Annotated in this window: 7 protein-coding genes; 2 read left to right on the top strand and 5 right to left on the bottom strand. The window is 48.8% G+C overall.

Features of this window, described 5'->3' with window-relative positions:
- Positions 1 to 11 precede the first annotated feature (11 nt).
- Positions 12 to 737, top strand: coding sequence for a 16S rRNA (guanine(527)-N(7))-methyltransferase RsmG (rsmG, locus tag QUB64_RS14340; protein WP_333343335.1), 726 nt, complete (start codon positions 12 to 14; stop codon positions 735 to 737).
- A gap of 134 nt (positions 738 to 871) precedes the next feature.
- Here the strand turns inward: rsmG and QUB64_RS14335 are convergent, their stop codons facing one another.
- Positions 872 to 7,948 (bottom strand): Ig-like domain-containing protein, encoded by a 7,077-nt coding sequence (locus QUB64_RS14335; protein ID WP_333274849.1) that lies wholly within the window; start codon positions 7,946 to 7,948, stop codon positions 872 to 874.
- A gap of 571 nt (positions 7,949 to 8,519) precedes the next feature.
- A complete protein-coding gene (locus tag QUB64_RS14330) occupies positions 8,520 to 9,950 on the bottom strand; it encodes a type I secretion C-terminal target domain-containing protein (protein WP_333274846.1) in 1,431 nt (476 codons plus the stop codon).
- A 100-nt stretch (positions 9,951 to 10,050) separates the two neighbouring features.
- On the opposite strand from QUB64_RS14330, the gene QUB64_RS14325 reads away from it, so the two are divergent.
- Positions 10,051 to 10,371, top strand: coding sequence for a hypothetical protein (locus tag QUB64_RS14325; protein ID WP_333274843.1), 321 nt, complete (start codon positions 10,051 to 10,053; stop codon positions 10,369 to 10,371).
- Here QUB64_RS14325 and QUB64_RS14320 read toward each other — a convergent pair.
- The 3 genes from QUB64_RS14320 to QUB64_RS14310 all read right to left on the bottom strand — a co-directional run bounded on the left by QUB64_RS14320 (position 10,298) and on the right by QUB64_RS14310 (position 15,531).
- Positions 10,298 to 11,962, bottom strand: coding sequence for a calcium-binding protein (locus tag QUB64_RS14320; RefSeq protein ID WP_333274840.1), 1,665 nt, complete (start codon positions 11,960 to 11,962; stop codon positions 10,298 to 10,300). The two genes, QUB64_RS14325 and QUB64_RS14320, sit on opposite strands and share 74 nt — an antisense overlap.
- A gap of 371 nt (positions 11,963 to 12,333) precedes the next feature.
- Positions 12,334 to 14,724 carry a calcium-binding protein gene (locus QUB64_RS14315; protein ID WP_333274838.1) on the bottom strand — a complete coding sequence of 797 codons (2,391 nt, stop codon included), beginning with the start codon at positions 14,722 to 14,724 and terminating at the stop codon, positions 12,334 to 12,336.
- A gap of 129 nt (positions 14,725 to 14,853) precedes the next feature.
- Positions 14,854 to 15,531, bottom strand: a complete 678-nt coding sequence (locus QUB64_RS14310; RefSeq protein WP_333274835.1) for a response regulator transcription factor — start codon at positions 15,529 to 15,531, stop codon at positions 14,854 to 14,856.
- Positions 15,532 to 15,664: the final 133 nt, after the last annotated feature.

The raw sequence follows: 15,664 nt of genomic DNA, 5'->3' as shown, positions 1-15,664 counted from the left end.
AGACAGAAATTATGATGTTGCCCCAAATGAATGAATTGTGGCAAAAAACGCTGAATTGGGAGCCGGATGAGTCGCAGCAGCAACAATTTCAGCGGCTTTATGAGTTAATTGTTGAAGGCAATCGTTCCTTGAATTTAACTCGAATTACTGAGCCAGTCGAGTTTTGGGAAAAACATTTGTGGGATTCTCTGCGGGGAATTGCGAGATTGCTGCGGGTTAATCACAATTCGGCGGAAAATAACGATTTTCCCGTTGACTCCCCGCTCAAAGCGATCGATATCGGGACTGGTGGCGGTTTTCCAGGGTTGCCAATTGCGATCGCCCTTCCGCATTTATCAGTCACTCTCCTGGATTCAACTCGCAAGAAAATCACTTTCTTGGACACGGTTTTGCCGTCTTTGGGCATAGAAAATGCTGCGACTTTGCTGGGCAGATCTGATGAAATTGCCCGACAACCGCAGCACAGACAAGCTTACGATATCGCATTTCTCAGGGCCGTTGGTGCAGCTTCTATCTGTGCTAAATACGCGCTGCCTTTTCTAAAAAATGAGGGTTTGGCCGTACTTTACCGGGGGAATTGGACGGTGGAGGAAGAGACGGAGTTGCAAAGTGCGATCGAGCGTTTGGGCGGTACGCTTGAGTCAGTCGAATCATTCACCACGCCGACGAGTCAGGGCGCGCGGCACTGCGTTTATTTGCGGAAAACTGTACAGCAGTTCGATCGCCCGATTCGCTAGTCACCAGTATAATCGGTTTGAGGGTTCGGACTTCAGTCTTTGGAAGGATGCGGACTGAAGTCCTCACTACAAACCTTATACCATGGAAGGATGCGGACTGAAGTCCTCACTACAAACCTTATACGATCGCCTGGTTAAATAACAATCTGGAAGTCGCTAGCTGTCAGAGATGGAGCACCGTCAAGCTTGGCAAATAGCGCACCAGTTCCTAAACCGACTGCTGCCCCATTCTGGTTGAAGAATAAGTTGCCAGTGGCGCGACTGTACACAATTAGACCATCGCTGGTTTCCGCGGCTAAATCGCTATTTACAAAGGCAATATTAGCCGACGTAATTGTGCCGAATGAGGTTTGAGATAAGAGGATTTGGTCGCTACCGATCGCAAAATCAGTAATGCGATCGATCCCGAAATCAGCAGTATTAAAAGCACTGTTCGCTCGGAACAAAAACATATCGTTACCAGCACCGCCAGTCAAGAGGTCATCGCCTGCATTGCCTGCGAGTTGGTCGCTGCCGCCGCCACCAATTAATGTATCATTGCCGTCGCCACCGGTAACATTGTCATCACCTAAACCACCCTGAAATGTGTCGTCGCCACCTCCCATGTCCACAACTGACCTGGCGTAGATTCCTAACAAGGTAATTACATCATTGCCATCAGCATTTGAACTGGTAGGTTCATCGCCTTTGAGATCGATCGCAAAGTCGTTGTTGTTAATGGTAACGGTGATGGTGTCGTTACCAATGCCACCAATAATTTTAGCCTCAGTAGGCGGTATATAGTTAGGATTGGTGTTGTTGTTCGGGGGGGCAGCAAAAGCGATGTTGATGGTGTCATTGCCTGTACCCCCGTCAGCACGATTAACGCCGTCGGAGTCGGTGATGCTGTCGTCGCCTGCACCTCCAAAAATGCGATCGAAATCGCCGGCACCGCCGTTGATGGAATCGTTGCCTCCCTTACCATCTATTAAATCATCCCCGCCGTTGCCATTAATGATGTCGTTGCTGTCGGTGCCCGTGAGTGTATCTGCATCGGGAGTACCGTTCAGAATAGATGGGATAATTCCTTTAACAGTTACCTCAACTTTGGTAACATCCGAACCACCTCGACCATCTTCGATTTGATACTGAAAAATATCGTCTCCGCTGAAATTAGAATCTGGGGTATAGGTAAGGAAATCATCTTTGAAATTGTTCGGCGTACCGTTGTCGCTGACAACTGCTTTGCCATGATTTGCAGGTTTGAAAATACTCAGTTTTAAAGGGTCGCCATCGGGGTCGCTGTCGTTGGACAAGACGTTAATATTGACGGTTGTGTTAGAGTTGACGATCGCACTGTCGCCTGTTGCTATGGGCGATCGATTGACGGAGACTCCTTTGGAAAACTCGGAGGTGTTATTCTTGGCATCTGTTGCTGTTGCCGTGATGAATTCATTGGTGCTAATCCCGTTGGCGAGGACTGCATAAGTAAAACTGGCATTACCGCTGCTGTCTGCTGTAACATTAGTCGAACCGAGGAAAATCAGCCCCTCACCAAATCCGGTGGGTTCGAGGCTGGAGTTAGAGAAGAATTCCAATCGGAAAGTGCCGTTCGCGGTACTGTTGAGAGTACCTGCGATCGTGATATTGCTGCCACTGCGTACCACAGAGGTGAGGGTGGGTAAATTTTGCAGGTTGTTCGCCCCCGAATCTGCGTCGCCCGAATCGTTAGCAGTGACACCATCATTTCCCAAGTCGATGCCCAATTTAGCATTACCTTCGATCGCGTTACCTTGGATTGAATTACCGCTAGATGCTGCACCGATGATCGATACCCCGTTTTGATGGTTGCTATAGATCGAGTTGTTCTGGATCTGATTTCCTGTAGCGGCAGAGATCGATACCCCCTGCTGCTGGTTGCCAGCAATCCGATTGCCAGTCTGCAAGCTATCTCCACCCACAAAAGTGCCAGAGGCGTTTTCGATGCTAACTCCATTCTGGCTGTTGCCCAAATCGGGGTCGCCGACGACATTCGTGCCGATATAATTGCCAGATATGCGGTTGTTGATGGCATTTACCCCAATAATTTTTATGCCGTTGCGATCGTTGCCAGAAATGACGTTGCCACCTAATATTCCATTGCCTCCCGAGTTGTCAATGAATACACCATTCTGGATGTTGCCCAAGTCTGTGATGCCAAGGGAATCAATGCCAATGTAGTTGCCAGAGATAGTGTTGCCACTTCCACCTAAAATCCGTACTCCATTATTTTGATTGCCAGAGATGACGTTGCCAGAATCGATCGTAATTTCCGAAGTGTTGCGAATAAATACACCATCCCCAAGGTTGCCCAAAGCTGCTTGGCCACTGACATCCGTGCCGATGTAGTTGCCCTGGAGGTGAGTACCGAGTCCATTGCCCAAAAACGTGATGCCATTGCCAGCGTTACCAGAGATGATGTTGCGTGTATCGGCAGTCCTCCCTCCGACTTGATTGCCGGGGGCATTGATACTCAAACCATCGAGGGTATTGCCCAAAGCTACTTTGCCTGTAATATCAGTGCCGATGTAGTTTCCTGTCACCAAGTTACCGACAGAGTTACCGCTGATGGTGATGCCGTTGCCGTCGTTACCTGATATCAAGTTGCGATTGCTAAGGGCCGTTCCCCCAATTTTGTTATTAGGAGAGTCAACGATCGCGATTCCGCTTAAACTGTTGCCACGATCGATCGTGCCTTGAGTATCCGTACCAATGTAATTGCCTCGGATAGTATTGTCGCCCTTGGTTTTGAGAATGATGCCATTGCCCTGGAAACTATTGATAATTAACCCCTGTACGGTACTGTTTCCCGCTGCGATCGTTAAGCCGTCCGTGCCCGCCCCTGCTTTGCTTCCATTTAGTTCAATTAAAGGAGTGCCGGCGAATCCTGGCTGACTTGTGCCGTCGATTGTGACAGCATCAGTAATCGTAGGGAGGGCCGAAAGCGGTTGAATCGTCTGTATGCCACTACCGGGAATATTAAAAGTAATCGTGTTAGGTCCCGACCAGGCATTAGCATTGAGAATTGCCTGCCGCAACGAATCAGGCCCGCTGTCATTGATATTGCTAACTACAAGATTTGGCAGGATGGTGACGGTAGCAATGTTGCTATTTGTTGTGCCGTCGCTGACGCGATAGGTGAAACTGTCGTCGCTGAATTTGGCACCAGGAGTGTAAGTAATGAAATCATCGTTAGGATTGTTAGGCGTACCGTTGTTGTTCACCACTGCTGTCCCATTCACCGGATTCGTTACCAGACTGATGGTCAGGGGGTCGTCATCGGGATCTGTGTCGTTTGCCAAAACGTTAATATCGACGGAACTGTTAAAGTTGACGATCGCGCTATCACCGTTCGCTATTGGTAAGTGATTGGTGGGAACATTTATCTCAACTTTGGTAACATCCTCACCGCCCCGACCGTCTGAGATTTGATACTGAAAAATATCTCCGTGACTAAAAGTGGCATCCGGAGTATAGGTAATAACATCATCTCGCAAATTGTCCGGCGTACCGTTATCGTTGACTGTGGCTTTCCCGTGGCTGGGAAGTTTGTAAATACTCAGTTGCAAAGGGTCGCCATCCGGGTCGCTGTCGTTGGCCAAGACATTAATATTGACAGGATTTTTAGATGTGACCATAGCACTGTCACCTCTAGCTATTGGTAAGTGATTGGTGGGAACATTCACCTCAACTTTGGTAACATCCTCACCGCCCCGACCATCTGCGATTTGATACTGAAAAATATCTCCTTGACTAAAAGTTGCATCCGGAGTATAGGTAATAAAATCATCTCGCAAATTGTCCGGCGTACCGTTATCGTTGACTGTTGCTTTCCCGTGGCTGGGAAGTTTGTAAATACTCAGTTGCAAAGGGTCGCTATCGGGGTCGCTGTCGTTGGCCAAGACATTAATATTGACAGGATTTTTAGAGATGACCATAGCGCTGTCACCTGCTGCTACGGGCGATCGATTGGTGCCCTCAGAAGGTGTCGGAGTTGGTGCCGGAGATGGTGTCGGAGTCAGTATCGGAGGTGGTGTCGGTAATGTAATTGGAGGTGGTGGCGGAGGTAGTGTCGGTAATGTGATTGGGGGTGGTGTCGGTAATGTGATTGGAGGTGGTGGCGGAGGTAGTGTTGGCAATGTGATTGGAGGTGGTGTCGGTAATGTGATTGGAGGTGGTGGCGGAGGTAGTGTCGGTAATGTGATTGGAGGTGGTGTCGGAGATGTGATTGGAGTCGGTGTCGGAGATGGTTTCGGAGTCATTGGACTCGGCGTCGGAAATGGTGTCGGAGATGGTTTCGGAGTCATTGGACTCGGCGTCGGAAATGGTGTTGGAGAAGGCGTTGGTGGTTGGTAAACGATCGCCAATCCTTGAGAGAATTCCGAAGTATTGTTATCGTTGGTAGCACTCGCAGTGATGATTTGACCGACGGATAAACCGCTGCCAAAGTTATAGGTGAAATTGGCGTTGCCGTTGCCATCAGTATTGACAGTAGTGGCACCGAGGAAGGTTTTGCCTTCGCCGTAGTTAGTCGGATCGGGGCTGGGGTTAGAGAAGAATTCGACGCGGACGGTGGCGTTTGCGGTACTGTTGAGAGTTCCTGCGATCGTCGTTTTGTTGCCATCGGAGGAGGCAAAGGTCAATCGGGGGAAGTTTTGCAGGTTGTTCGCGCCCGTGTCGGCATCCCCCGCATCGTTAAGGGTGACTCCTGTTGTCCCGAGGTCGATACCCAAGCCGCTATTGTTGAAAATCGAATTGTTGAGAATGGCGTTGCCCGTGCCTTTGTTAACAGCAACTCCGGCAGATTCGTTGTGGGCGATCGTATTTCCTTGTCCCGTACCGATACCGCCGATCGTATTGTTTGTCCCGTTTTCGATCGCAATACCATCGCCACCGTTGCTGCGAGCGATATTGCCAGTCAAGTCAGTGCCGATATAATTGCCGTAAATCCAGTTTTTGGCTGCACCATTCGATAGCTTGATGCCAGCAGCCACGTTCGACAGCTTGATGCCATCCCGATCTCTTTCGCCGGAAAAGCGGTTAATTGCCAGTCCTCGGACGATCGAATTATTTGCCTGAATGTCAAGTCCGATCGGCGAATTGGATGCTGCACCATTGAGTTCAATTCGCGGCGCACCCTGGAAACCGGGGCCGCCTTGACTCCAACCGTCGATCGTCACGCTATCTGTAATTATCGGTAAAGCGGAAGTAAGATTAATTGTCTGAGGATTGTTAAATGCGATCGGGGTTGAGATCGGGAATGGGAACCGAGGAATCTGCAAGAAAGTGGGAATCTGAAATTGGATAGTATCTGCACCTGGATGAGCATTCGCATTGAGAATTGCCTGTCGCAACGAACCCTTCCCGCTGTCATTGGCATTGGTCACTAAAAAATTCACTCCCACATCTGACAGGACAGAAACGGTAGCAATGCTGCTGAATCCTTTGCCGTCGCTGGCGCGATAGGTGAAGCTGTCGCCGCTGAAGTTGGCACCGGGAGTGTAGGTAATAAAATCATCGTTGGGATTGTTGGGCGTGCCGTTGTCGTTCACCGCAGCCGTCCCCTGAGTAGGCTTCGTAACTAGGCTAATCGTTAAGGGGTTGCCATCGGGATCGATGTCGTTGGAGAGGACTTGAATATTGACGGGATTGTTCGCACGGACGATCGCGGTATCATTTTCTGCTACTGGCGGCAGCAGTGCGGGAATTGCCACGCTGATGCTGCCAAACACATCCCCGTTGTCGGTAGCACTCCCCGCAGCATTGCCCGCACTGCTGCCGCTGAAGCTGGGTAGAGTGTTAATCGCTGTCACCGTTGGAGCCGCCACCACCCCAGCCGCACTGGCGAGGTTGGGAGTCACAGCAAAAATTGCCCCGCCCTTTCCTTGACCATTTGCGCCTGAGGAGCCGTTGGAATTGGCAGCGACAATACCGCCCAACCCACCTGTTGCCGTGTTATTCACAAATTTGCTGTTGACCAGGGCGAGGGAACCATTGCGAATAAAAATCGCACCCCCCAGTCCAGCACCGCCGCCACCGCCGCCATCATAATTGCCCACGGCGTTGTTGCCGCCCTTGCCGCCGTTACCGCCGAAGTTTCCCCCACTACCGGGAATGCCACCAGAGCCGGAGCTGCTGCCGCCGCCACCGCCACCGCCGCCGCCAAAGCCGCCGTTACCACCCGATCCGCCAAAATTGAAGGGACTCTTGCTGGCACCACCGAAAGCGTCACCGCCACCGCCACCGCCGCCGCCAAAGCCACCGCTGCCACCGATGCCACCAGCAATACCTAAACCCCCGCCACCGCCACCCCCAAATTCGCCACCTGTGCCACCAAAACCACCAAAATTGTCGTCGCTCACGCCACCGCCACCGCCACCGCCTCCAACGCCGCCGTTGCCGCCGTCACCCGCGAAGCTACCAACACCGCCACCGCCACCACCGCCACCAACACCACCACCAGTGCTACCATTTTGCTGATCGATACCGTTCGTGAAGCCACTGCCTCCGTTACCTGCTGGGTTACCGCCAAATATGGTGCCTGTACCGCTACCGCCCTTCTGAGTACCGCCGCCGTAGTCCTTCAGAGTACCGTTATCGCTCATGAAGCCGCCACCGCCACCACCAGTGTTAGTGTTAAGAAAGGGCCTGACGCCGTTGCCGCCAAAGCTACCGCCACCGCCACCAGCACCAATGCCGTAGCCACCGCTACCACCAAAGCCTCCACCGCCATTGTTGTTCGTGCCGCCATTGCCGCCAACTGCTTGGTTATTTGAGAAGGTGACATTATTTACGCCGACAGTACCGCCGTTAATAAACAGCGCGCCACCCATGCCGCCGCCACCGCCGCCGCCGTTACCACCTTTTCCCCGACCATTTGCCAGGGTGAGGTTATTGAAGTTAATGGTGCCTTGGTTGACAAAGAAGAGGCGGACATCGCCATTTTCGTTGATGCCGCTGTTGTTGGCATCGCCGCTAATCGTTAGGTTATTTATCCCAGTGCCTTTGATGGTGAGGCTGTCGTTGACGATTAGTTGTGCCGAAAGGACGATCGTCCTGGGTACGGCAAAGAAATTTGGGTCGAAGATAATTGTGTCTGCACCAGCTTGAGTATTAGCCTGTTTGATAGCATATCGCAGGGAACCCGGATCGCTTTCATTGTCGTTGGCGTTGGTGATGGTGAAAGTAGCCATAATTTTTGCGCTATAATTTTACTTTGGTTTAAACAATACAGAACTCAACTTCTTGAATAAATCTGGAGTTTCTGTTCGAGAAGCCTGCTTTTTGAGTTTTTCGTAACCTATTGCTTGTTATTCACAATCCGAGCCGATCGGTCAAATATCCGTACACTCAGCCCAGACAAGTTCGTCACTCTGACTTAACAATCCGCGATCGCCCTGAAATAATTTTTGTCTATTTTTCAAAACTAGCTAATTTTTTACGTATCACACAAGACTGTTACGTAAATTTACAGATGCGACCAAGCGATCCGAAACCTCTACCCCACTATCCCAAACTCCTGTTATTTTTAAACTCCTTTAAACCCGGCGCGATCGTAATTTTGATTGCCCCGATTACCGATATCAATGACTAATAACTACGGACTAATAACTAATGACCTATCGGTTAGAGAATGTAGATAATTGCGTGTTGTTGTTGATATCTTTAAGATACGAATTGAGCAGGGTCGATCGCATCAGACAAATGTCACGATCGCCCCATGACAAATCTCATTCATCGCTCGCAATCAATCATCACTACAACTTACAAACTCAAACTCGGGAAATTGATCGAACTCAATGGTGGCGCTACAGGGGCGATCGCAAGTGGCATCGGCACTAAAAGATTTTTCCCAATCCCCAATTGGTCTGGTGCAATCCCATTCACCGTGACTAACGTGGTAAATCCAGCTTTTCCTTTCTTGCCATCGGGGTCGATTTCCACTTGCGTATTGCCACCAACGGAGGTCAGACGCAGATAGCCTGTGGCAACTGGGTCGGCAACGATCGCATCAAAACTTGCGAACAAGTCGCGTAAATCCAACACATCGTCGCCGTTCGCAAAGTCGGTGATGGTATCCCCTGCATCTTTGAGTTGGCTGTATACATAGCGATCGTTCCCACCACCACCAGTCAACAAATCGCGACCTACACCACCTGTTAACAAGTCTTTCCCAGAACCTCCTGAGAGGGTGTCATCACCACCCATACCGCTGAGAATCAGATTTTGGTCGCCACTTCCCCCCAGCCGATCGGCGGAGCTAGTGTTCGCCAGTCCGATCGCATTATTTAGGTCGTTTCCAATGCCTTCGCTAGCGTTACTGTGGGGCATGAGGTATAGATTCTCGACGTTATCTCCCAAGGTGTAGTTGACTGTGGCAAAAACTGTATCCGTGCCGCTTGTCGCTGCTTCGACAACGACATCGCCGCTCTGTTCCACCCAATAGCTGTCGTTGCCAATACCGCCCTGCATCGTATCGTTGCCGCTGTTGCCAATTAAACCATCATCACCAGCATTGCCGTACAGGATATCGTCTCCTTCTTGCCCGTAAAGAGCATTATCTAGAGCATTCCCGATAATTTGGTTGTTGAGGCGGTTGCCTGTACCCGCAATTCCCATATATCCCAGGTTCAGGTTTTCGACATTCTCCCCGATCGTATAGGATTCAAGTGAGGTGAAAACAGTATCGTTGCCGCCATCTACGGCTTCGATGACGACATCTCGAACACTCTCGACGAAGTAGGAATCATCACCTGCTTCCCCCATCATCGTATCGTTGCCTGTTCCACCAAGGAGTCGATCGTTACCTCCACCGCCTTGTAAGTTGTCGTTTCCGTCCCGACCATCGAGCCAGTCGTTACCGTAGCCCCCAATCAGTGAGTTATTGAGGTCGGTGCCATAGAGACCATCGTTACCCCAAGAACCAATCAGATTTTCAATATCGATTAAGGTTTCACTTTGAGTGGAATTCCCTGGAAAACTCACGATCCCCGATTTCAAATCGGCGAGGATGCCAGCCCCATTTTCATCTAAATACAGAGCATAGGTGGCTGTATCGTCACCTTTACCACCATTTATCGTATCGAAGCCATAAAATCCATCTAGGAGATCGTTACCATCGTTGCCGTTAATCAGATCGTCGCCCCATCCTCCCACGATGGTGTCATTGGAAATTGTGCCATTAAAAGTTGCCATTGTTTTTACTCCTGAGTTATTTGTTGTGTGGTTTGTAGCGATCGATTGAGTATCGATAGTCTTAAGGTATCGATCGAACCAGATGTTCCACATCCGATAAATGTCACGATCGCCCCATGACATTTGTCACGGGCGATCGCAGCAGGGAAAAGTTTTCGGTAGATTAGAACTCTTGCAAAAGTCTTTTCAATCAAATTTTGAAACGGGCAAGATGCCCGTTATATATAAAAAAATATTTTTGTGGAACGGGCATCTTGCCCGTTCCTACCTGTTTTTGCAATCTTGTCTATTGGCGATCGATCGCAACACCATCGAAGTCGATCGCTTGGCACCGAATTGCGATCGCCTCAGCCTAACAAGTTCGCAATGTTTTCAATACCCATTGCACTTTGAGGAGCTGGTTGAGGAGCTGGTGCGATGAATCCGATTCTTGTAGGAACTAAGAAATTTTGACCGATCTTCAACCCGTCGGGTGTCATGCCCTTAATGGTGACTAATGTGGCGAATTCTCTGGTTTTTTCAGTTCCATCTAGGTCGATTTGCACTTGTGTACTGCCATCTACATTTACCAGACGCAGGTAGCCTTCAGCAATGGGATCGCCGATAAGGTTGCCTGTATTGGCAAATAAATCTCGCCGTAAATCCAATACATCGTTGCCATTGCCAAAATCGGTAAGGATATCCCCTGCGTCGTTGAAGCGGGTATACACAAAGCGATCGTCCCCCGCACCTCCTGTCAGAATATCGGCATCGGTTTTTGATGCTGCGGATGTTGCAGTCACAGTAGGATCTAAAATATCTAACAAAACATCATTGCCGTTGCCACCCGAAATATTATCGTTACCATCTTGACCGTAGATAGTGTCATCTCCATCACCACCATCAAGTTTGTTATCGCCATCGTTACCGATGATGACATTGTTTAGAGAATTGCCACTACCGGCGATCGCCTCTTTGTCGAACAGTGTCAGATTTTCGACGTTATCGGGTAGCGTATAGCTGATAGCAGCAACAACCTTATCAATGCCATTATCGGCCTGCTCGATAACGATATCGCCCGCACTCTCTACTCCATAAATGTCGTCACCCGAATTGCCTCGCATCAAATCGTTACCTGTGCCACCATGTAACAGGTCATTTCCCGAACTGCCTTCGAGGGTGTCATCACCATCCTTTCCGAGTAAAGCCAGGTTTCGCTCGCTCGCACCCAGACGATCGGAGCCCGTGTTTGCAAGTCCAATGAAGTTATTGAGATTATTTCCCACCCCGCTTGTGGCATTACCATCGAGGTACAGATTTTCTACGTTAGCCCTCAAGGTGTAATTGATAGTGGCAATAATTGAATCAGTGCCACTTTCAGCATCTTCGACGACTAGATCGCCAATATCATCTACCCCATAAGTGTCGTTACCAATACCGCCTACCATCGAGTCATTGCCGTCGCTACCAGATAACTGATCGTCGCCTGCATTTCCCAATAGGGTGTCATTGCCAGCTAGCCCCAACAAAGCATTGTTTTCTCCATTGCCAACCATCAGGTTTTTAAGGGAGTTACCGATACCCGAGTTTGCCGTATTTCCGGTCAGAATCAGATTTTCGACGTTATCTCCTAACTGATAGTATTCGATCGAACTTTCCACTGTATCGATGCCGCCATTCAAGGCTTCGATGACCCGATCTTCAGGGCGATCGACAGAGTAAAAGTCATCGCCTGCACCACCAACCATCGTGTCGTTACCCGTACCACCATTTAAGCTGTCGTTTCCATTACCCCCATCCAAAAAATCGTTGCCTGCATCTCCATTTAAAAAATCGCTGCCATCTGCGGCAAACAGAAAGTCGTCACCATCGCCTCCAGACAGAAAATCATTGCGCGCTCCACCATACAGGCTGTCATTACCTCCGAGTCCAGATAGATATGGATCGTATTGCAAACCGACAAAACGCCATCCAGGAATTGTCGAAGGACGATCGGAATAAAGAGCATCGTTACCATTGGTTCCAGCAGCCATAATCGTTTCTCCTAATAGTTGTAACTGAATAGTTTTGAACGATCGTTATTTGTTGAATTGTTGGTCTGAAAGTGTAGGTGCAGAATGTAAATAATTGCTTGTTGCAGTTGATATATTGAAGATATCGTTCGAGCTGGGTCGATCGCATCACACAAATGTCACGATCGAGCCATGACAAATGTCACGGGCGATCGCCCCACTGGGTGGGATAATAATTTTGGTGATGCTGGGATTCTGATTCTCAGGCGATCGAAGAGTTGAAAATCTATTCCTGAATGCTTTGCCAAAACGTAGCGAGACTCAACAAAGCAGATGAAGGTTGGGTCTCGAATCCTCGACCCAACCTACAAAATACCTACAAATTTAACCGATTAAGCGACAACGAAAATGTCATTATTGGTCATAGCCAGACCCGTTGATAAGGTAGCGATTTGGGTTTGATTCGCGCCACCCACACCATCCTTATCAAAGAACAGCGCTCCGGTTTGTTGGTTGTAGATAAAGCGATCGCTCGTCGTTTGAGCCGCAGCACCGACGACGAATTGGGTAACGGCGATCGCGCCTCCTGCGGTCAATCCACCTCCGAACGCATCCGCCGAGACCTGAATCGTATCATCGACAACTGAGAAGTCGGTAATTTGGTCAACACCTTCGTTGGGAGCATTAAAACGGAAATTGTCAGCACCCGCACCACCCGTTAGGATGTCGTTACCAGCACCACCCGTGAGGGTATCACCACCAGAACCACCCAGCAACACATCGGCATATTGCGTGCCTGTTACGTTAAACCGTTCGATATTGCTGTAATTGAGTACGATACTACCGTTGAGGCGACTGAAGATAGCATTTTGGTTGTTGTATCCTACGTGTACGCCAGCACCATTATTCAACTGGCTGTAGTCTGCAACTAAAGTATCTGTACCATCACCACCATCGGCAGTACCACGTGCATTACTGAGAACATCGTTGCCATTACCGCCAACTAAGGTATTATTTCCCAGCCCACCATTGAGAATATCATTACCAGAATCACCATTGATAAAATCATTTCCCGATTCACCCTTGATGACATCGTTTCCAGCACCACCATTGATAATATCATTTCCATCATTCCCATAGTCCGGCTCTAATGTTATGTAAGATGGGTTTTGGTTGGAACCTCCAAAGATCGTGTCATTTCCATCCCCACCTTGAATCACATCGTCGCCATAGTAGCCAAAAACTTCGTCATCACCGCCGTTCGCCTGAATATTATCGTTAGCAAAGGTCGATCGTCCCGCACCGATAATCTCTGCGACAGAAGTATTGTTGTCTCCAACGATCGGAGTCTTTGTAAACGTGCCGATCGTCGAACCTTGAATTAAGTCTGCGACGATCCCTTTAAATTGGAGATCGGTGATGCCAACATTCGTATAGGTATTGGCAATAAAAGCAACATTCTTGAATTGTTCGAGTCCTGGATTGCGAACGGACAAAAAGACTCCACCGCCTTGTCCCTCAACGAGATCGACCTGATAAAAATAATTGGCAGCAGGTAATTGGGGCAACACGATGTTATCTAGACCAATCTGAAAATCATTAATGTAGATGACATCTCGCTTTCCTTGGGGGGAAACTTTGCCCCAATCGGCAGTACCGTAGTGTTTGACAGCTTGGTTCGTCTTGGTAATCTGTTGGTCGATCTGAGCTTGCAATTCCTCTTGGTCTAAATAAGTATCGACACCCGTTTGAGCTAATGAAGTCCAAAAATTGAAGAGCGACCCCACGACCGGAACTGCACCCACACCCGCACCTACAGCAGCAAAAGCCACGTCGATACCCAATCGCTTCCAATCGGGACCGTTATTTTCAGGCAAGGTAATCGCATTGACAAAATTACCTAATTTGGCAACATCAAAGTCAAAGCCAAGATTAATCTGATTTTTGAGATCGATGACGAATGTATCTGCACCCCGACCTCCATACAGTTGTTTGACTGCACCTTGCACGTCAGCAACTGTATACAGATAGTCATCTCCTTCTCCCCCATTCAAAGTATCAGAACCACTGACATCCAATAATCGATCGTTGCCAGCACCTCCTTCGAGAACGTCATTGCCACCACGACCATCGAGGACATCATCACCATTTTGACCGCTCAGGTAATCTGCAAAATTCGTTCCCGTGAAATTGAGCGTTTCAATTCCATTGTGAGTGAGGATAACGCTGCCATTATCGCGCCGCCGGACGGTGTTTTCTCCTTGCCATCCTAAATGAACCCCGTAGTTATAAATATAGGGTTGATTGTACTCAGCCGTGAGTGTATCAGTGCCCGAACCTCCTGAAAAAACACCTGTTTGTCCCAACAGAGCATCATTTCCGGCGCCGCCTTCCAGGGTGACTTTGTACAGCCAGCCATCTAGAATATCATCGTATTGAGTTCCTGTGACATTTAACGCAGTAATACTGTCGAAGTTAAGCAGGCGGCTGTGAGCAGAATCAAGCCGATTGATTATATTAAAAGTCGGGCTAGGTTTTGCCCTTAAGTGAATTCCAACACCATAATTAGATTGGCTGTAGTTGGATATTAAGGTGTTAGTGCCCGCACCTCCGATAATTTCCTCCGCCTCTGTAGCGATAAAAACATCGTTACCATCTTCACCATTGAGAACATCGCCGGCTCCGCCATAAACGGTATCATTTCCCGATCGTGCCCAGATGTAATCTGCTTCTTGTCCGCCAGTCAGGATATCGTTTCCTGCGGTTCCAAAAACATTGTTCATCTCATTTTCTCCTTTGGTTGAGTTCTAGAGTGTGTCGGTGAGGTTTCCCTCGGTTTGTATAGTTCTAGGTTATTGCCAAGGAGAGATGTTCTAGACCTGAGAATTGTCATGTATCACCCATGACATTTGTCACGGGAGCGGATTTTCCAGCCAAGACAGGAAGGAATTCGCGACGAGGGCGGCTTGAGTCCGATCGCGCAAATTCAATCGCGCCAGAATATGAGTGATATGATTTCTGACCGTTCCTTCCGATAAGAATAACGATCCAGCAATTTCGCGATTGCTCGACCCTTTAGCAATTAACAGCAACACTTCTCGTTCTCTAGCAGTCAGTTCGGTCATGCCAGGTGGTAGTTCGAGTTTGTTTGATTTGGGCGCACTCACTTGCGCGACCATCTTTTCCAAAATGCCAGGGCCAAACTGGGTGTAACCTTTATAAATGCAGTGAATTGCTTCAATTAATTCGGCCGCCGGCGTATCTTTCAGGACATATCCTTTGGCTCCATAGCGAATCGCTTCGGCAATATATTGCGTGTCGTTAAATGTCGTTAGAATCAGAATTTTTGTCTCCGGATATTGATGACAGATGTGTTGAGTTGCTTCTACCCCATCCATAATCGGCATCTGGATATCCATCAGCACGATATCGGGCGGTAAAAATTGAGTATGCAATACTTCTAGTTGTTCGATCGCCCGCTGTCCGTTGTCTGCTTCCCCGACGATTTGTAAATCGGGCTGAGTTTCCAACAAGGCTTTTAATCCGCTGCGAATGAGTTCTCGATCTTCAACCAATAATATGCGAATCATAATATTTGATAGTTGATAGTTGGCAGTTGGCAGTTGGCAGTTGGCAGTTGATAGTTGGCAGTTGGCAGTTGGCAGTTGAGATGTAATCTCAAATTTGGGTTTGAAACCGGATTTATTTCTTCAGTCGGCGCAG

It is taken from the genome of Microcoleus sp. Aus8_D2 (assembly GCF_036702665.1).
In the GTDB taxonomy this organism is placed as follows: domain Bacteria; phylum Cyanobacteriota; class Cyanobacteriia; order Cyanobacteriales; family Microcoleaceae; genus Microcoleus.
The sequence above is the reverse complement of the archived record's forward strand: the minus strand, read 5'-3'. Positions and strand labels throughout refer to the sequence as shown.

What these genes read in the sequence shown, in the direction of transcription:
- rsmG (WP_333343335.1), top strand. Translation starts at nt 12, where the DNA reads ATGATGTTGCCCCAAATGAATGAATTGTGGCAAAAAACGCTGAATTGG.
- QUB64_RS14335 (WP_333274849.1), bottom strand. Translation starts at nt 7,948, where the DNA reads ATGGCTACTTTCACCATCACCAACGCCAACGACAATGAAAGCGATCCG.
- QUB64_RS14330 (WP_333274846.1), bottom strand. Translation starts at nt 9,950, where the DNA reads ATGGCAACTTTTAATGGCACAATTTCCAATGACACCATCGTGGGAGGA.
- QUB64_RS14325 (WP_333274843.1), top strand. Translation starts at nt 10,051, where the DNA reads ATGTCACGATCGCCCCATGACATTTGTCACGGGCGATCGCAGCAGGGA.
- QUB64_RS14320 (WP_333274840.1), bottom strand. Translation starts at nt 11,962, where the DNA reads ATGGCTGCTGGAACCAATGGTAACGATGCTCTTTATTCCGATCGTCCT.
- QUB64_RS14315 (WP_333274838.1), bottom strand. Translation starts at nt 14,724, where the DNA reads ATGAACAATGTTTTTGGAACCGCAGGAAACGATATCCTGACTGGCGGA.
- QUB64_RS14310 (WP_333274835.1), bottom strand. Translation starts at nt 15,531, where the DNA reads ATGATTCGCATATTATTGGTTGAAGATCGAGAACTCATTCGCAGCGGA.